The sequence below is a fragment of the Lentzea sp. NPDC036955 genome, from assembly GCF_055608005.1.
The window spans coordinates 316,386-333,538 of the sequence record NZ_JBVJRC010000005.1 but is presented as its reverse complement, the minus strand read 5'-3'; the positions used below and the strand labels follow the sequence as shown (position 1 = coordinate 333,538).

The window sequence follows — 17,153 nt, the reverse complement described above, 5'->3', positions numbered from 1 at the left end:
GCGGCACCCACATCCTCACCGGCAGCGGCGACAACACCGCACGCACCTGGGACCCCACCACCGGACAACCACTCCACACACTCACCGGACACACCGAGTGGATTCAGGCAGTCGCCTGGTCCCCCGACGGCACCCACATCCTCACCGGCAGCGGCGACAACACCGCACGCACCTGGGACCCCACCACCGGACAACCACTCCACACACTCACCGGACACACCGGCGTGATCAACTCCGTGGCCTGGTCCCCCGACGGCACCCACATCCTCACCGGCAGCCACGACAACACCGCACGCATCTGGGACCCCATCACCGGCAAGCAAGTAGGCACCTACCTGGTGTTCTTCCCCGAAGAAGAGTTCGCCGTCATCGACTCTAAAACCGAAGAGCTGGTCGGCTGCACCGACGGCGCATGGCGCTGGCTCGGCTGGCAGGTCGTCCGCGACGGCCACATCGACCGCCTGCCGGCGGAGACCTTCGGCCCACTCCCCCCAATGCCCGAGTAGGCAACAAAAAACGGCTCGGCGGCCGGACCCGATCCAAAGATCAGCCCGGCCGCCAAGCCGCAAAACAAAGCCGAAGAACTCAGCCGTTCAGAACCGCCCGCGACATCACAACGCGCTGGATCTGGTTCGTGCCCTCGTAAATCTGCGTGATCTTCGCGTCCCGCATCATCCGCTCCACGGGGAAGTCCCGCGTGTACCCCGCCCCACCGAACAGCTGCACGGCATCGGTGGTGACCTCCATGGCCACGTCCGAAGCGAAGCACTTGGCCGCAGCGGTGATGAACCCGATGTTCGCCTCACCACGCTCAGCCTTCGCAGCGGCGACGTACACCATGTGCCGCGCGGCCTCGATCTTCATCGCCATGTCCGCGAGCATGAACTGCACGCCCTGGAAGTCCGAAATGGACTTCCCGAACTGCTTGCGGTCCTTGACGTACGCGACCGCGGCCTCCAGGGCACCCTGCGCGATGCCCACGGCCTGCGCACCGATCGTCGGACGCGTGTGGTCCAGAGTGCGAAGAGCCGTCTTCAGGCCGGTACCCGGCTCACCGATGATCCGGTCGGCAGGGATCGTGCAGTTCTCGAAGTAGATCTCCCGGGTCGGCGAGCCCTTGATGCCGAGCTTGCGCTCCTTGGGGCCCACGGAGAACCCGGGGTCGTCCTTGTGCACCACGAAAGCCGAGATACCGGCGGACTTCTTGGCCGCCTGCGGGTCCGTCACCGCCATGACCGTGTACCAGGTGGACTCGCCGGCGTTGGTGATCCAGCACTTGGTGCCGTTGAGCACCCAGTGGTCGCCGTCCAGCAGAGCACGCGTGCGCATCGAGGCGGTGTCCGAGCCGGCCTCGCGCTCCGACAGGGCGTAGGAAGCCATCGCCTCACCGGAGGCGATGGACGGCATGACGAGCTGCTTGAGCTCCTCCGAGGCCGACAGGAGGATCGGCATGGTGCCGAGCTTGTTCACCGCCGGGATCAGCGAGGAGGACGCGCAGACGCGGGCCACCTCCTCGATCACGATGCAGGTGGCGACGGAGTCGGCGCCCTGGCCGTCGTAGGACTCGGGGACGTGGACGGCGGCGAAGCCGGCCTTGACCAGGGCGTTGTGGGCCTCCACCGGGAAGCGCTCGTTCTCGTCGACCTCGGCCGCGTACGGCTTGATCTCCTTCTCGGCGAGCGAGCGGACGGCCTCTCGCAGCGCCTCGTGCTCCTCGGCGAGCTGGTAGGTGCCGAAGCTCGGGTTCACCTTGTTACCTCCCGGTAGTGAGTACTCGGCACGATGTTAGCGCCCGTTCACACCGGGCGCCGCTGTGCCGTTGAGCACTCAGAGGGACTTCTGCAGAGCCGCGTCCTTGTCTAGTACGAGCTGCTCGAGTTCTGCCTGGAAGCGGGCCATGCGCTCCTGCAACGCCACATCGGACGAAGCCAGCACCCGCACGGCCAGCAGGCCCGCGTTGCGCGCTCCACCCACCGAGACGGTCGCGACTGGGACGCCTGCGGGCATCTGCACGATCGAGAGCAGCGAGTCCATGCCGTCGAGGTACTTCAGGGGCACCGGGACGCCGATGACCGGCAGCACCGTGGCGGAGGCCACCATGCCGGGCAGGTGGGCGGCGCCGCCCGCGCCGGCGATGATCACCCGCAGACCGCGCGACGCCGCGGAGGACGCGTAGTCGAGCATGCGCTGCGGGGTGCGGTGGGCGGAGACGACGCTCACCTCGAACGGCACGTCGAACTCGGCCAGTGCCTCGGTGGCGGCCTTCATCACCGGCCAGTCCGAGTCGCTGCCCATGATCACGCCAACCTGAACCGCACTCACTGCGCGCTCCGCTTCTCTTCGCCGTGGATGTCGTACCCGTCCGACCAGACGCCGGTGGACAGCCAGTCCGCCGCCAGCCGTGCGCGCGTGCGGACCGTCGTCATGTCGTTGCCGAGGAACGTCACGTGGCCGACCTTGCGGCCCGGCCGTTCCTCCTTGCCGTAGAGGTGCACGTGCGCGTCCGGGAAACGGGCGAACAGGTGGTGCACGCGCTCGTCCGGGCCCATGGCGGGCGGTTCGGTGGCGCCCAGCACGTTCGCCATCACCACGGCCGGGGCCATCAGGTCGGTGCGGCCGAGGGGGTAGTCGAGGACCGCGCGCAGGTGCTGTTCGAACTGGGAGGTGCGGGCGCCCTCGATGGACCAGTGGCCGGAGTTGTGGGGGCGCATGGCGAGCTCGTTCACGACGACGCCGGAGGCGGTCTCGAACAGCTCCACGGCCAGCACGCCCACGACACCCAGCGCGTCGGCGACCTTCAGGGCCAGCTCCTGGGCCTCGTCACCGTCCAGCGCGGGGGCGGGGGCGAGGACCTCGACGCAGATGCCGTCGGACTGCACGGTCTCGACGACCGGCCACGCGGCACCCTGGCCGAACGGCGAGCGCGCCACCACGGCGGCCAGCTCGCGGCGCATCGGCACGCACTGCTCGACCATCAGCGGTGTCCCGGCCTCCAGCAGCTCGGGCACGACCCGTTCGGCGCCCGACGGGGTGTTCAGCATCCACACGCCACGGCCGTCGTAGCCGCCGCGGACCGCCTTCAGCACGCACGGCCAGCCGTGTTCGGCACCGAACCGCAGCACGTCGCGGACGTCGTTCACCTCGGTGAACGGCGGCACCGGCAGGCCCAGCTCCGCCAGCCGCACCCGCATCTTCAGCTTGTCCTGCGCGTACTGCAGCGCGTCCGGGCCGGGGTGCACCTTCACGCCCTCGGCGACGAGCGCGCGCAGGTGGTCGCCGGGCACGTGCTCGTGGTCGAACGTGACCACCTCGCAGCCCTTCGCGAACGAGCGCAGCGCGTCGAGGTCGGTGTGCGTGCCGAGGACCACGTCGCGCGCCACGAGGGCGGCGGGGTCGTTCTCCGAGACGGCGAGCACGCGCAGCGACTGTCCGAGCGGGATCGCGGCCTGGTGGGTCATGCGGGCGAGCTGCCCGCCGCCGATCATTCCGACGACGGGGAGACGGGTACGGGAGTCCACGGTTCAGGCAGCCTACCTGCACGTTCCGCAACCGCCGAACGGTGCCTGCTGAACGGCCACACCCCCAGTGGAGCCGTTCAGCAGGCGAGCGGGACCGGCCTACCCCTGCGCCGGGGCGGGGGCGACCGGAGCCGTCGAGACGTCACGGCGGTGCGAACGCGAGGGTCGCCAGCCGCCGCCGTTGCGCAGCAAGCGGAACGTCAGCCACAACGCCGCCGCGGCCAGTGCCGCGCAGACGCCGAACTCGATCCAGCGGAAGACGTCGATGCGGTCCGCCGGCTGGTAGTCGGTGTAGGTGCCGATGGCGGAGCCGGTGCGGCGCATGCAGCCGTTGGGGACCAGGCCCGCGCACTGGTCGGGCACGGGCACCGGTTCCAGGTCGCGGCCGACGAAGCCGTCGCCGATCTTCAACGCGTCGTTCGGCACCGCCGGGTTCTGGTCCCAGCGCGCGATCGAGCGGTGCACCGGCAGGTAGCGGTCGCGGGCCACCACGGCGAGCACGGTCCGGACGACGGTGTAGCAGACGAGGGTCGCGGCCATGGCGGTGAGCGTGTGCCGGGTCAGCAGACCGGCCAGGACGCCGATGGCGAGGCCCAGCAGCGCGTACCCGACCTGCACCACCCAGTTCGCCTCGAACATCGACCACGACCGGTCCTCGCTGCCGCCCAGGCCGTCGTCGACGCCGACCAGCGCGGCGAGCACCGCGGCGAGCAGGCCGAGCACGACCAGCTTGCCGCGCAACCACTGCGCGGGCGTGACGTCCTGACCCCAGGCGACGAAGTAGGTGCGTTCCTCCAGCTCGCGGGCCAGCAGCGGGGCGCCCCAGAACGCCCCGACGACAGCGCCGAACCCGAGCTGCACCACCAGGCCGTAGAACGCGGCCAGCGTCATCGTCACCTGGAAGTGCCGCAGCTCCGCCGACACGAGCCCGTACGCCGCGAACAGGGCGAGGGCCGAGGTCGTGGTGATGGCCCAGCGGTGCTGGCGCCACGTCAGCCAGATCATCGTCTCCGCGTTCACGCCGCACGCTCCAGGTGTGCCACGACCAGCTCCTCCAGCGTCACGTACCGGGCGGTCCACGGCTCGTCCACCCGGGCACCGCCGGAGCGCACCAGGAACGTCGACTGCGCCTGACCGTGCCTGGCCAGCACCACCGGTCCCTCCACCGGTGGCTGCAAGGCGTGCGGGCCGGTGTAGAGGACGTGCTCCTCCAGCAGCTCGTCGGTGTCGCCGTCGACGAGCACGCGGCCGTCGTGCATCAGCAGCAACCGGTCGGCGACGCCACCGATCTCGGCGACGACGTGCGTCGAGAAGACGAGCGTCATGCCGTTGTCGGAGACCTCGGTCAGCAACGCGCTCATGACCCTGCGGCGCGCCAACGGGTCCAGTTCGGACAGTGGTTCGTCCAGCAGCAGCACGTCCGGGCGTGCGCCCAACGCCAGCGCCAGCGTCACGTGGGTGCGCTGGCCGCCGGAGAGGTCGCCCATCTGCAGCCGGCGCGGCACCTTGAACCTGGTCAGCCACGCGTCGGCGAGGTCGTTGTGCCACACCGCGTTCATCCGCCGGCCGAACTGCAGGACGTCCGCCACCTTGAAGTTGCGGTAGATCGGCTTGTGCTGCGGCACGTACGCGACGCGGCCCGCGACCGCCGTGTGCCCCGACTCCGGGGGCAGGTGCCCGGCCAGCACGTTCAGCAGCGTCGACTTGCCGGAACCGTTGGCGCCGACCACGGCGGTGACGCTGCCCGGCGGCAGCTCGAAGGAGACGCCACGGATGGCCCACTTCGAGACTTCGGCCGCGACCACGCTCATTGCGCTCCCCTGCTCAGCACCTCGCGCAGCAGCGCGTAGATGTCGTCGTCCTCCAACCCGGCGGCGCGTGCCCCCGCGACCCAGCCGGCGAGCGTGACCCGCAGCGGGTCCAGGTCCTCGGGGGCGGCGGACCCCAGGGACGCCTTGACGAAGGTGCCGGAGCCCTGGCGGGCCTCGACGAGACCGGCGAGCTCCAGCTCGCGGTAGGCCTTCAGCACGGTGTTCGCGTTCACCCCGCTGCGCGCGACGACGTCGCGGACCGTCGGCAACCGGTCGCCCGGCTGCAACCAGCCGAGCCTCATGGCCTCCCTGACCTGCTGCCCCAGCTGCAGGTACGCCGGAAGGCCACTGCCGCGGTCGACGTGGAACTCGACCACACACGCTCCCCAGATTGTGCTACTGAACTAAGACAATAGAACACTTCTCGCGCCGTTGTGAAGTGCACGCGGGGAGCTTTCGTACTCCAGGAGCGCACGCGGGGGCCCCGCGTTCCCCAGAAGGGAACGTGGGGTCCCCGCGTGACGGTGGGGAACGGGGAGCGCGCGGGCGCGGGACAGGGGGGTCAGCGTCCGAGCGACGTGAGGAGGGCGCAGGCCTGGGAGTGGGTGTCGGGGAGGCGTTCGGTCCACACCTTCGCGGGACCGGCCGGGCTGACGTGCGGGTCGTCGGCGAGCCGGTCCGCGCTGAGGACGCGCAGGTTGGAAACGCGGCGCGCGAGGGTCTCGTCGCGGCGGGCCAGCACCGCGGCCACGCTCGGGCCGAGGGTCGCCAGGGTCTCGCCGCCGTCGAAGACCGTGCGCAGGGCGTCGGAGGCCAGCGTCATAGCGACCACGCGGGACCAGCCCGTAGCGCGGTGCGTGTCGAGGCGCAGCAGCACCAGCGCGTAGTCGAGCGGCACGACCGGCGTCTCGCGGTACACCTCGCCCAGCCGCGTCCGCAGGTAGGCGGTGGTGGCCAGCCCGGTCAGCGGGTCCTCGGCCGCGCAGTCGCCCGCCTGCCTCGTCACCACGTCCGCCCACCCCAGCGCCGTCGTGCGCACCATCCGCGACGGGAGCGCGTCGACGTCCGGCGACACGACGTGCGACTCGTCGGTCAGCACGGCGTGCAGCGCCGCCAGGTCGAGCAGCGTCTCGCCGAGACCGGCACCCGCCTCGGCACGAGCCCGGCCGAGCCGCACGAGCGCGTCGGAGGGGTCGGTGCCCTCCGACACCGCCGCGCACACCTCGTCGACCTCGGCGAGCGGCCAGTCTGCGGGGAACGCCCAGCCCGCGGCCATCGTGGCGGTCCGCCATCTGGCCTTCAGCAGGCGTTCCGCTTGTGCGACTCCCACCCGGTCCGTCTCCCTTCTCCGTGGATTCCAGGTGGGAGACGCGCCCGTGCCCGGCTCGTGACGCAACCCTCGCGGGGGATTGAGATGACTCTTCCGCGGGCCGTAGGTCACACTGGGCGCGCGAGGAGGGGAAAGAATCTTGGCGACCGTTCCTGCAGACGTCCAGGGCCCGAGCGACGCGGAACTCATCGAGTCCGTGCGCGGAGGGACCATCGACGCCTACGGCCAGTTGTACGAACGGCACGTCTCGGCGGCCTACAACCTCGCCCGCCAGTTGGCCCGCTCGCAGGCCGAGGCGGACGACCTGGTGTCGGAGGCCTTCGCGAAGGTGCTCGACACGCTGCGCGCCGGCCGCGGCCCCGACTCGGCGTTCCGCGCGTACCTGCTGACCGCGCTGCGGCACACCGCCTACGACAAGACCCGCCGCGACAAGAAGGTCGACCTCACCGAGGACATGACCGACGTCGCGCCGCCCGTGGCGTTCAGCGACACCGCGGTCGCCGGTCTGGAACGGTCGCTCGCAGCGCGCGCGTTCGCCGCGTTGCCCGAGCGTTGGCAGACAGTGCTCTGGCACACCGAGATCGAGGGCCAGTCGCCCGCCGAGGTCGGCCCGCTGCTCGGGTTGACGGCCAACGGCGTGTCCGCGCTCGCCTACCGCGCCCGCGAGGGCCTCAAGCAGCAGTACCTGCAGATGCACCTGGCCGAGACCGACGCCGAGCGCTGCAAGGCGACCGTCGACCGGCTCGGCGCGTGGACCCGCGCCGGTCTGTCCAGGCGCGAGGCGACGCAGGTCGAGGCGCACCTCGACGAGTGCTACCGGTGCCGTTCGCTGGCCGCGGAGCTCGCCGACGTCAACGGCGCGCTGCGCGGGTTCGTCGCCCCGCTGGTGCTGGGCGCGGGTGCCGCCACCTACCTCACGGTCGCGGGCGCGACCAAGGTCGCCGTCGGTGCCGGTGCCGCCGCGGGTGGCGCGGGCGCGGCCGGTGCCGCGCTGCCCCGCCAGCTGCTCACCGTCGGTGGTTCCGCCGCCGCGGTGGTGGCCGCCGTCGCGATCGCGCTCGCCTCCGGTGGCGGCGAGCAGGCGCCCGCGCGGGTGCAGGCCGAAGCGCCGCCCGCGCAGACGGTCGTCCAGCCGCCGCCCCCGCCCGCGGTCCAGGTGCCGACGCCCGTCCCGCCACCTCCGCCGTCTCCGCCGGCGCCGGTCCCGACTCCGGAACCGGCACCCGAAGCGCCGGTCCCCGCCCCGCCGCCGCAGGCGCCACCGGCCGAGGAGCCGGCTCCGCCGCCGCCCGCCGTGCTGACCCCGACCGTCCCGACCGGGTTCACGCTCACGCCCGGCGAGGAGGCCAAGGACCTGCCGATCACCGTCCGCAACACCGGCGGCACCGCGGCACCGCCCGCGAGCATGGTGCTCACGCTGCCACCGGGCGTGCTGTCGACCGGCGGGCCCTCGTCGTTCGCCGCGCGCCTGCTGCAACCGGACGGCGCCGCCGACCAGACCGTGAACTGCCCGGCCGGCAGCGGCGTGATCACCTGCACGACCCCGCAGGGCATCGCCCCCGGCGGGCAGGCGACGTTCCTCTTCCGGCTGCGCGCCACGCCCGAGGCGGTGACCGGCGTCATCACCGGCGCCGTCAGCGCGGGCACGGCGATCAGCGTGAACGTCAGCGTCGGCGTCGAGGTGCCGCCGGTCAACGACGACATCGAGCTCACCGCCTCGACGTGGCACCAGGTGTTCTGGGACCCGCGGGTCGACGTCCAGGTGCGCAACCGCGGACCGCGGCCGGGCACGCTGAAGCTGGAGCTGTCCGCGTCGTCCGACGTTGTGGTGTTCACGCCGTACCGCGACTGCACGCGCACGGACAGGAACGTCCTCCGCTGCGTCGCGGACCTCGAACAGGGCGCGAAGTTCCGGATGTCCGCGTGGGCGTTCGGGCCGCCGCACCGGGGCGGGTCGATCACCGTGACCGCCACCCTGGGCAACGCGACGAAGTCGGTGACCGTGCCGGTGAAGGGCCGGCCGGACCACTGGCCGGTCGACCCGGTGGAGCCGCCGGCCCCGGCCCCCGTGCCGACGACCGAGCCGGCGAAGCCGACCGAGCCCACGAAGCCGGGCCGGACGACCGAGCCGACGAAGCCGTCCACGCCGGTCGAACCGACCACCCCGGCAGTGCCTCCGGTCCCGGTGCCGACCCTGCCGCTGCCGTCCACACCACCGTCGACCACGGTGCCGGTGCCGCCCACGACCACTCCGCCCACGACGCCACCGCCCACGTCGGAGCCGTGCGAGCCGCCGCCGGTGTGGCGGCTGCCGCTGATCCCGGACCTCCTGCCGTGGCCGTGCCGGACGCCTGAACACTGATTTCCGGACATTCCAGACCAATCCGGACGTTGCGGAAAGTAACACCCCGGGGCGATGGCCGTTACCTTGATCCGTAAGCTGGCGCGGTGCTGCCGATCGCTCGCAAGGTCCTGAGCTGGTTCCCCGAACCTCTCCGGTTCCTCATCAACAAGCACCGTGAGCTGATCCGGTTCGCCGTCGTCGGCGGCACGACGTTCCTCATCGACAACGGCGTCTGGTACGCGCTGAAGCTGACGATCCTGACCGACAAGGTCGTCACGGCCAAGGTCATCGGCGTGCTGGTGGCGATCATCGCCTCGTACGTGCTGTCGCGCGAGTGGTCGTTCCACACCCGCGGCGGCCGCGAGCGCCACCACGAGGCGGCGCTGTTCTTCCTGGTCAGCGGCCTGGGCGTGGCGATCAACATCCTGCCGCTGTGGCTGTCGCGGCACCTGTTCGGCCTGCAGGCGCCAGCCGTGCCGGCACTGACCGAGGAGATCGCCGACTTCGTGTCCGGCTCGATCATCGGCATGCTGCTCGCGACCGGGTTCAAGTTCTGGGCCATGCGCCGGTGGGTGTTCCCGGACGCCGGTGCCCGGCCTGACCGGCGAGTTCACCCGATCTCCGTAGACTCGTCTCGTGTCACTATCCGAAACAGTGGTCTCCCGGTTTCCGGAACCGATCCGGTCGATCGCGCTGAAGCATCGTGAACTGGTCAAGTTCGCCCTGGTCGGGGGCACCTGCTTCATCATCGACACGGTGCTGTTCTTCGGCATCAAGACCCTGGTGCTCCCATCGCACCCGGTGACGGCGAAGATCATCGCGACCCTGGTCGCCACGATCGTGTCGTACGTCCTGAACCGCGAGTGGTCATTCCGCACCCGAGGCGGCCGCGAGCGGCATCACGAGGCCGCGTTGTTCTTCCTGGTCAACGGGATCGGCATCGTGCTGAACTCGGCGCCGCTGTGGGTGTCGCGCTACCTGTTCGACCTCCAGGAGCCGCACGTCACGCGGGTGACGGAGGAGCTGGCGGACTTCCTCAGCGCGCAGATCGTCGGCACGCTGGTCGCGATGGCGTTCCGCTGGTACGGGTACAAGAAGTGGGTGTTCCCCGAGGAGAACGCCCGCAACCAGCGCCCCCTCGACGACGAGCAGGCGCTCGGCCACTCCTGACCCCCTCCCCGAAGATGCGGGAGGGCTAACGGGGCGTGCTCGGCGCCTTCCAGGGGATGCCGATCACGTCCTTGGCCTTCGGGACCGGCAGGAACACCGCGAACGTCGCGGGCCGTGCCGTCGACAGCTCCAGCCGCCCGCCGTCCGCGTCGACGAGCGCGCGGGCCAGCGCCAGGCCCACGCCCGTGGAGCCACCGCCGGACACGCCACGCTCGAAGATGTGCGCGGCCAGCTCATCCGGCACACCGGCGCCGCCGTCGGACACCTCGACCACGACCGTGCCCTCCTCCCCTCGCGCGGAGACGACGACGGAACCCTCGCCGTGGCGCAGGGCGTTGTCGAGCAGCACGCCGATGGCCTCGCGCAGACGGGCGGGCGTGGCGCGCGCGAGCAGGCCATCGGGCACACGGACGCGCAACGCACGACCCTGGCTCTTGACCTGTTCGCGCCATTCCTCGGCGATGGCGGTCAGGGCGGGGCGCATCTCCAGCGGTTCCGCATCCACGGCACGGGCGGCGCGGGCGGCGGCGAGGAGCTCGTCGAGGACGGCGGCCAGGCGTTCGGCCTGTTCGAGGGCGGCACGGGCCTCGGCGGCCGTGTCGGGTTCCGGGTGCTCGGCAAGGGCCTCCAGGCGCAGCTGCAGTGCCGTCAGGCGGCTGCGGAGCTGGTGGGAGACGTCACCGACGAGCTCACGTTCGCGTTGGACGAGGCGGGCGAGGGCGGTGGCGGAGGTGTCGAGGGCCTCGGAGACGGCGTCGAGCTCGGGGATGCCGAAGCGCTGGCCGTCCTCGCGGAAGTCGCCGGCACCGAGGCGGGACGCACGGGTCGCGACGTAGATGAGGGGCCGCGACAACGTCTGCGCCGTCACCAGCGCGACGACCGTGCCGGTGCCGACGGAGAGCGCGAGCAGCAGCAGCACCAGGCCCGCCACCTGGTACTGCGTGGTGTGCATGGGACCGGAGGGGATCTCCAGCCGCACGGTGCCCTGCTGGGCGATCGTCAGCTCGACGGTCAGCGGGTCGGCACCGGGCGACGGACCCGTCACGGTCGTCGCGCCCCCGGACACCACGGTGAGGCGGCCACCGGTGGGAACGGCGAACTTCACGGCCTCGACGTCCAGGACCTGCCGGCCGGCGATCTGGTCGTCGAGCTTGGTCGCGATGCTCTGGGCGCGTTCGGTGAGGTCGCCGCGGGCGCTGTCCTCGACGAGCGTCAGCGCCGAGTAGCCCAGCGGGAGGCCGAGCACGAACCCGGTGACGGCGACGGCGAGCAGGATCGCCCGCAGGATGCGGCGGCGCATCAGTCGGCGTTGAAGCGGAAACCGCGGCCGCGCACGGTCGCGATGCGCTTCTCCGCGGAGTTCGGGGTGCCGTCGCCGAGCTTCCGCCGCAGCCACGACATGTGCATGTCGAGCGTCTTGCTGCCCTTGAGGTCCGGGTCGTTCCAGACCTCGGAGAGGATCTCGTCGCGGCTCACGACCTGACCAGCGCGCTGGATCAGCACCTTGAGCAGCTCGAACTCCTTGTTCGCCAGCTGGACCTCCCCGCCGTCGACGGTCACCCTGCGCGCGGCCAGGTCGACCCGCACGCCGTTGACCTCCAGCGTGCCGGGCGCGCGGCGGCGCAGTAGGGCGCGGATGCGGGCCATCAACTCGGCCAGGCGGAACGGCTTGGCCACATAGTCGTCCGCGCCCGCGTCCAGGCCGACCACGAAGTCGACCTCGTCGGCACGGGCCGTGAGCATCAGCACCGGGATGCCCCTGCCGTTCTGCCGGAGTCTGCGGCACACCTCCAACCCGTCCATGCCGGGCAGTCCCAGGTCGAGCACCAGGAGGTCGATGCCCCCGGTGATCGCGGCGTCGAAGGCGCTCGGCCCGTCCCCGACGACCTGCACCGAATAGCCCTCCCGCGTCAACGCGCGGGAGAGCGGTTCCGCGATGGCCGGGTCGTCCTCGGCCAGCAACACCACGCTCACGGCAATCAGACTATTCGTGGAACGATCGCCGCGTGTCACGCCACGATGCTGATCTCGAACTCGCCCTGCGCCTCGCCGACGCCGCCGACGCGATCACCGCCACCCGGTTCCGCTCCCACGACCTCGCCGTGGAGCGCAAACCGGACCGCACCCCCGTGACCGACGCCGACATCGCCGTCGAGGACGCCGTCCGCGCGCTGCTCACCGCCGAACGCCCCGACGACGTCGTCATGGGCGAGGAACGCGGCGGCACGCTGGACGCCGCACGGGTCTGGGTGCTCGACCCGATCGACGGCACCAAGAACTTCCTGCGCGGCGTGCCGATCTGGGCGACGCTGATCGCCCTGGTCGTCGACGGCGTGCCGGTCGTGGGCGTCGTGTCGTCCCCCGCGCTGGGCCGCCGCTGGTGGGCCGCCGCGGGCGGGGGCGCGTTCGCCTCCGACGCCGCCGGTGAGCGGGCGATCTCCGTGTCCGGGGTGCGGGAGCTGGAGGACGCCTACGTCTCGACGACCGACCTCAAGACGTGGGTGCAGTACCGCACCCGCGAGTCGTACCTGCGGCTGGTCGACGCCACCTGGGAGAGCCGCGCGTTCGGCGACTTCTACCAGCACTGCCTGGTCGCCGAGGGTGCGATCGACCTGGCCCCGGAAGCGGTCGCGAACCCGTGGGACATCGCGCCGTTCCAGGTGCTGGTGACCGAGGCGGGTGGCCGCTTCACCTCACTGGAGGGTGAGGAGCGCTACGACGCCGGCAACGTGCTGACGTCGAACGGCCACCTGCACGAGGCCGCTCTCACGCTGTTGGCGCCGTGAGGGTTCCGCGTGCGACCTGGGCCCAGGCGAGGCGGCCGAAGAGGTAGTGGCACGCCACGCTCTCGTCGTCGAACCTGGCCCAGTCGTACCGGTTGCCCTGCTCCTGCCAGAACACCTCGTAGCCGTCCTCGGTGAGGACGCACCAGCGCTGGTCCGCCTCCTCGCCGATGCTGACGACGTCGTCCGGCACACCGATCCTGGTCAGCCACTCGGGCAGCGTCTCGACGTTCATGCGGTGATCTCCGTGAGGTAGCCGAGCGCGACGAGGTCGGCGACCGGGTGGGTGGTGCGGTACCGCGCGCCGCCGCCGGGCTGGCCGAACCAGGGTGCGCTGATCGTGCGGTGGACGGGCAGGTCGCGGACGACCCGGTAGCGGCGGTAGCCCTGTCCGGCGCTGTGCGGGGGCAGGGACCGCTCCGCGTACGGCGTGCCCGCGGTGCTCAGGACCCGGCCCTCCGGCGTGCCGAACCGGTCGAGCTCCGCGCCCGCCTGGAGCACCTCCGGCCGGCTGGCCTCGTAGCCGCCCTCGCGTTCGGCGGGCCACCTCGGCTCGCCGTCCTCGGTGAGGAAGAGGGCGTCCCAGTCGCGTTCGTGCATGCCCGCCAACGGGTCGTAGCCCTCCAGCAGGGCCTGCACGACCGGGTGGTCCGCGCCGAGCCCACCGGTCGGCTCGAACGGCCGCGGGGTGGACGGGTCGACCAGGTCCGCCCGCGGGTGGTCCTGCGGGGCGAACCGGGCGACCGGCTCGGTCTCCTCCTGCTTCGGCGCGGGCAGCTGGCGTGCGGGCTTCGGGGCCAGTCGCGGGGGCTGGCCCGCGCTGAGGAAGACCGCCATGAACCAGCTGCCGACCGCGGCCGCCGTGTAAGCGTGGCGGGCGATGTCGTAGGCGATGCCGGGCGCACCGGCCAGTGCCTGCGACTGGTCGCGGTTCTCCAGGCGGTCGGCGATCGGGCTCGACTGCTGGCCGAGGTCCACGCCGGGGGCCACCGGGGCCGAGACGAGGGTGTCGCCGGGGTTCGGTGCGGTGGAGCCACCGGTCGCGGCACCGCCGGGCGCGTCGTCGGCCGGGTCGGGCAGGCCGTCCTTGAGCAGGGCGTCCTTCGCCGGGTCCTTGGCGAGGCCGTCCTTGGTGAGGCCGTCCTTGGCACCGGGCTGGCCCTGACCGGACTGACCGGACTGGCTGGATTGGCCGGACTGGCCGGGACCGCTCTGGCCGGTCTGGGTGCCGAGCTGGCCCGGCTGGTTGCCGAAGGCCTGGCCCGCCGCACCCGCGGCACCTGCCGCGCCGGGCGCACCCGCCTTGCCCGCCGCGGACTGCGCACCCGGACCGGACTGCGCGCCGGGGCCGGACTGGGCACCCGGCTGAGCCGTGCCCTGGGCCGCGGCCTGGGCACCGGGCTGAGCGCCGACCTTGGCACCCTGCTGGCCCTGACCCTGCTGGCCCTGACCGGTCGCACCGGCCTGGCCCTGCTGACCGGCGACCGCGGCACCCGCGTGGGCCGCTGCGGCCGGAGCCGCGCCGACGGCACCGGCAGCACCACCCACCGCGCCACCGACACCACCGGCGGGTCCGCCGATCGGGCCGGACGGGCCGCTCATCCCCGGGCCGGCGGGTGCGTTCGGAGCGCTCGGGGCACCGGTCTGCGGGGCCGCGGGCTGGTTGTGCAGATCGGGCGTGAACGGGCGGTCGAGGACCGCGGCACCTGCGGCCTGCGTAGTGCCCTCGGCGACGGGGCCGAGGCTGCCGTGGACGCTCGGGATGGCGTCGGCGGCGTGCTGCGCGACCGGGGCGACGGCGTCGGCGACCGGGCCGAGCACCTGCGGCAGGACCTGCGGGCCCTGGCCGCGGCCGGGGCCTTCGCCACCGCGGCCGGGACCGTCGGCAGGACCCTGGCCCCCACCCTGGGCGGGACCGTGGCCCTCACCGCGACCCTCACCGCGGCCGTGCCCGTCACCGGGGCCGTCGACCGCGTCGAGGACCGGTGCGGCGGCCTCGCGGCCACCGGGGACCGCGTCGAGGACGGGCGCCACGACGGCGGCGGCCGGTGCGGTGACCGGGGCCGCTGCGTCGAGGACGGGTGCGGCGACGTCGGTCACGGCGCCGACCACCGGGGCGACCGGGGCGGTGACCGCGCCGAGCACGGGTGCGACCGGTGCCGTCACCGCGCCGACCACGGGGGCCACGGGTGCGGTCACGCCGGACACGACCTCGGCGACCGGGGCGGTGACACCGGTGACGACCTCGCCGACGGGCGCGAGGACGCCGCCGAGCAGACCGCCGGGAGCGCCACCGAGGTTCAGGCCGGGGCCGTGGGAGCCGGGCGCGGTGTTGACCGGCTGGCCGGCCTGGCCCATGTCGACCCCGTTGTCCAGGCGGATGGCGGAGGTCAGGGTGTTGGTCAGGTTCGCGACGTTGGCCGCGGCGCCGCGGATCAGCGTCTCGAGGCCGAGCAGCGCGGTCTGGTTGCCGGTGCCGGCGGCGGCCTTGGCGGCGTCGTTGTTCTTCGCGAGCGTCACGAGCTCGCGGACGATCTCGACCTTGGCGGCACCGACCTGCTTGGCGGCGTGGTCGAGGCGCGCGGCGGCGGCGTGGCAGCCCTTCGCGGCGCGCTGGAGGTCGCCGTCGGGTGCCACGACCTTGGTCCACGTACCGCGTGCGGCGTCACCGGTCGCGCCGTGCAGGCTCTCGAACGCGCGGCCGGCGGCGCCGTCGGCGGAGGCACCCAGCCGGGTGATCTTGTCGCCGGCCTCGCGCCAGGCCGTGGCACTGGCGCGCAGCTTGTCCTCGTCCGCCTTGGGCCACGAGACGCCTGCCTTGGCGGCGACCTCGGCGAGTTCGGCGGGAAGCTCGATGCCCATGTCAGCCGTCCAACCTTCTCATCGCGGTCGCGTTGCTCTCCTCGACGTGCCGGTACGTCTCCGCGGTCTTGGCGAACTTGTCGCCGACGCCGCCGAACGTGGTCGCGACCGAGGTCAACGCCGCGGCCGTGGAGTTCGCGGGACCCACGTGCGAGTCGGCGAAGCTGCGCCCGGCCGCGTCGTCGCCCCAGCAGGCACCGAGCGCCGACAGCGTCTTCTCGAGCGCACCCGTGACCTCACCGGCCTGCGCGGCGAACCCGCGCAGCTCGCCGGCACCGGCGTCGAGCCGGCCCAGATCGGCGTCGTACCCGGTCATCGCGCCCTCCTGTTGATGAGCTCGGAGTCGAGCCAGCTCTCGCGCTGCTCGTTGTCCTCGTCGTCGTCCACGCGCCGGCGCGCGGGCTGCTGACCCAGGACCGCCCGGTTGTCGTCGAGCCCGTACTCGTCCGGCTTGAGGTCCGCGGTGCCCGCGACCAGCGCCGCGGGGTCCGTGGCGGCGGGCAGCACGGCGCTCAACGCCTGGTAGGTGCCCTCGGCGGCCTGCGCGGCAGCGGCGGCCACGGTGCGCACGACCAGCTCGGCGAGCTGCTCCGGCCGGTGCCGCCGGTAGGCCACCTCGGACAGTTCCAGCGCCGTGAGCTCGCCGCGGCCGCCCACCGTCGCCGTGACCGTCCCGTCCGGACTGCTCGCCCGCCCGGCCACGGTCGCCAGCTCGCGCTGAACGGACGCCAGCTGCTCGCGGCTGCGCCGGTAGTCGGCCATCAGCTCCTCGACCTGCGCACGGTGGTCGTCCACCGAGTCCCCCTCACACGCATAGCCCTGGGCTCGGGCTGCTTGGACGCCGTTGCCATTAGATCGGTTCCCGGCGACTTCAGTTACGTACGATCAACGACGTGTTCGCCTTCGAGGATCTGCCGGCAGGCCGAATCATCCCGCTCGGCGAGGTGGTCGTCGACCGGGACGAGATGGTCGACTTCGCCCGGAAGTTCGACCCGCAGCCGTTCCACCTGGACGAAGAGGCTGGCCGCGACTCGATTTTCGGTGGGTTGTCCGCTTCCGGCTGGTACACCGCGTCCCTCTGGATGCGCGTCTACGTCGACAAGGTCCTCTCGAACTCCACCGGGCAGGGCTCGCCGGGGGTGCGGGAGCTGCGCTGGCTCGCGCCGGTGTTCGCGGGCGACCGGCTCGCGTTCGAGGTCGAGGTCCTCGGCGCGCGGCTGTCGAAGAGCCGGCCGGGGCTCGGGCTCGTGGAGATGCGCGGGTCGGCCCTGCGCGGTGACGAGCTGGTCTACCGGTTCGAGTCGACGGGGATGTTCGGCACCCGCGGCTGACCGG

At 72.4% G+C, this 17,153-nt stretch carries 19 protein-coding genes; 6 read left to right on the top strand and 13 right to left on the bottom strand.

Going from position 1 to position 17,153, the window contains the following annotated elements:
• A partial coding sequence (locus ACZ7CF_RS18870; protein ID WP_470370125.1) for a WD40 repeat domain-containing protein occupies positions 1 to 506 on the top strand: 506 nt, incomplete at its 5' end.
• Between the two features lie 79 nt (positions 507 to 585).
• Here ACZ7CF_RS18870 and ACZ7CF_RS18865 read toward each other — a convergent pair.
• The 7 genes from ACZ7CF_RS18865 to ACZ7CF_RS18835 form a co-directional block, all read right to left on the bottom strand.
• Positions 586 to 1,749: an acyl-CoA dehydrogenase gene (locus tag ACZ7CF_RS18865; RefSeq protein WP_470370124.1), complete on the bottom strand. Its 1,164-nt coding sequence runs from the start codon at positions 1,747 to 1,749 to the stop codon at positions 586 to 588.
• 78 nt (positions 1,750 to 1,827) lie between these two features.
• Positions 1,828 to 2,322 (bottom strand): 5-(carboxyamino)imidazole ribonucleotide mutase, encoded by a 495-nt coding sequence (gene purE / locus ACZ7CF_RS18860; protein ID WP_360394923.1) that lies wholly within the window; start codon positions 2,320 to 2,322, stop codon positions 1,828 to 1,830.
• On the bottom strand, positions 2,319 to 3,518 hold the full coding sequence (locus ACZ7CF_RS18855) for a 5-(carboxyamino)imidazole ribonucleotide synthase (protein WP_360394920.1): 1,200 nt from the start codon (positions 3,516 to 3,518) through the stop codon (positions 2,319 to 2,321). The genes purE and ACZ7CF_RS18855 overlap by 4 nt, the downstream gene beginning before the upstream one ends.
• A 99-nt stretch (positions 3,519 to 3,617) precedes the next feature.
• Entirely contained in the window at positions 3,618 to 4,538 is a 921-nt protein-coding gene (locus tag ACZ7CF_RS18850) for a hypothetical protein (RefSeq protein WP_470370123.1), read from the bottom strand.
• A complete protein-coding gene (locus tag ACZ7CF_RS18845; RefSeq protein ID WP_470370122.1) occupies positions 4,535 to 5,329 on the bottom strand; it encodes an ABC transporter ATP-binding protein in 795 nt (264 codons plus the stop codon). Before ACZ7CF_RS18845 ends, ACZ7CF_RS18850 begins: the two co-directional genes overlap by 4 nt.
• The gene (locus ACZ7CF_RS18840) at positions 5,326 to 5,706 is read right to left on the bottom strand and encodes a GntR family transcriptional regulator (protein ID WP_470370121.1); all 381 of its coding nucleotides are present in this window, start codon (positions 5,704 to 5,706) and stop codon (positions 5,326 to 5,328) included. Before ACZ7CF_RS18840 ends, ACZ7CF_RS18845 begins: the two co-directional genes overlap by 4 nt.
• A gap of 185 nt (positions 5,707 to 5,891) precedes the next feature.
• Positions 5,892 to 6,659 (bottom strand): GGDEF domain-containing protein, encoded by a 768-nt coding sequence (locus ACZ7CF_RS18835; protein ID WP_360394909.1) that lies wholly within the window; start codon positions 6,657 to 6,659, stop codon positions 5,892 to 5,894.
• Between the two features lie 139 nt (positions 6,660 to 6,798).
• Here ACZ7CF_RS18835 and ACZ7CF_RS18830 point away from each other — a divergent pair, with 139 nt between their 5' ends.
• The 3 genes from ACZ7CF_RS18830 to ACZ7CF_RS18820 all read left to right on the top strand — a co-directional run bounded on the left by ACZ7CF_RS18830 (position 6,799) and on the right by ACZ7CF_RS18820 (position 10,173).
• A complete protein-coding gene (locus ACZ7CF_RS18830; RefSeq protein WP_470370120.1) occupies positions 6,799 to 9,021 on the top strand; it encodes a sigma-70 family RNA polymerase sigma factor in 2,223 nt (740 codons plus the stop codon).
• An 89-nt stretch (positions 9,022 to 9,110) separates the two neighbouring features.
• A complete protein-coding gene (locus ACZ7CF_RS18825) occupies positions 9,111 to 9,710 on the top strand; it encodes a GtrA family protein (protein ID WP_360395657.1) in 600 nt (199 codons plus the stop codon).
• Entirely contained in the window at positions 9,640 to 10,173 is a 534-nt protein-coding gene (locus ACZ7CF_RS18820) for a GtrA family protein (protein WP_360394904.1), read from the top strand. The genes ACZ7CF_RS18825 and ACZ7CF_RS18820 overlap by 71 nt, the downstream gene beginning before the upstream one ends.
• A gap of 25 nt (positions 10,174 to 10,198) precedes the next feature.
• Here the strand turns inward: ACZ7CF_RS18820 and ACZ7CF_RS18815 are convergent, their stop codons facing one another.
• Together ACZ7CF_RS18815 and ACZ7CF_RS18810 are read right to left on the bottom strand one after the other, a co-directional pair.
• Positions 10,199 to 11,473, bottom strand: a complete 1,275-nt coding sequence (locus tag ACZ7CF_RS18815) for an ATP-binding protein (RefSeq protein WP_470370119.1) — start codon at positions 11,471 to 11,473, stop codon at positions 10,199 to 10,201.
• Positions 11,473 to 12,147: a response regulator transcription factor gene (locus ACZ7CF_RS18810; RefSeq protein ID WP_360394899.1), complete on the bottom strand. Its 675-nt coding sequence runs from the start codon at positions 12,145 to 12,147 to the stop codon at positions 11,473 to 11,475. The genes ACZ7CF_RS18815 and ACZ7CF_RS18810 overlap by 1 nt, the downstream gene beginning before the upstream one ends.
• Positions 12,148 to 12,179: 32 nt before the next feature.
• Here ACZ7CF_RS18810 and hisN point away from each other — a divergent pair, with 32 nt between their 5' ends.
• Entirely contained in the window at positions 12,180 to 12,959 is a 780-nt protein-coding gene (hisN, locus tag ACZ7CF_RS18805) for a histidinol-phosphatase (protein ID WP_470370118.1), read from the top strand.
• On the opposite strand, the gene ACZ7CF_RS18800 is transcribed toward hisN, so the two are convergent.
• The 4 genes from ACZ7CF_RS18800 to ACZ7CF_RS18785 are packed head-to-tail and all read right to left on the bottom strand — an operon-like array spanning position 12,940 to position 16,613.
• Positions 12,940 to 13,191, bottom strand: a complete 252-nt coding sequence (locus ACZ7CF_RS18800) for a hypothetical protein (RefSeq protein ID WP_360394894.1) — start codon at positions 13,189 to 13,191, stop codon at positions 12,940 to 12,942. The two genes, hisN and ACZ7CF_RS18800, sit on opposite strands and share 20 nt — an antisense overlap.
• Positions 13,188 to 15,818, bottom strand: a complete 2,631-nt coding sequence (locus ACZ7CF_RS18795) for a TNT domain-containing protein (RefSeq protein ID WP_470370117.1) — start codon at positions 15,816 to 15,818, stop codon at positions 13,188 to 13,190. The genes ACZ7CF_RS18800 and ACZ7CF_RS18795 overlap by 4 nt, the downstream gene beginning before the upstream one ends.
• Position 15,819: 1 nt before the next feature.
• Complete coding sequence (locus tag ACZ7CF_RS18790) at positions 15,820 to 16,134, bottom strand: WXG100 family type VII secretion target (protein ID WP_360394889.1); 315 nt, start codon at positions 16,132 to 16,134, stop codon at positions 15,820 to 15,822.
• Complete coding sequence (locus ACZ7CF_RS18785; protein WP_458430290.1) at positions 16,131 to 16,613, bottom strand: YbaB/EbfC family nucleoid-associated protein; 483 nt, start codon at positions 16,611 to 16,613, stop codon at positions 16,131 to 16,133. Before ACZ7CF_RS18785 ends, ACZ7CF_RS18790 begins: the two co-directional genes overlap by 4 nt.
• Positions 16,614 to 16,711: 98 nt before the next feature.
• Here ACZ7CF_RS18785 and ACZ7CF_RS18780 point away from each other — a divergent pair, with 98 nt between their 5' ends.
• Positions 16,712 to 17,149, top strand: a complete 438-nt coding sequence (locus tag ACZ7CF_RS18780) for a MaoC family dehydratase (protein ID WP_470370116.1) — start codon at positions 16,712 to 16,714, stop codon at positions 17,147 to 17,149.
• The last annotated feature ends 4 nt before the right edge of the window (positions 17,150 to 17,153 follow it).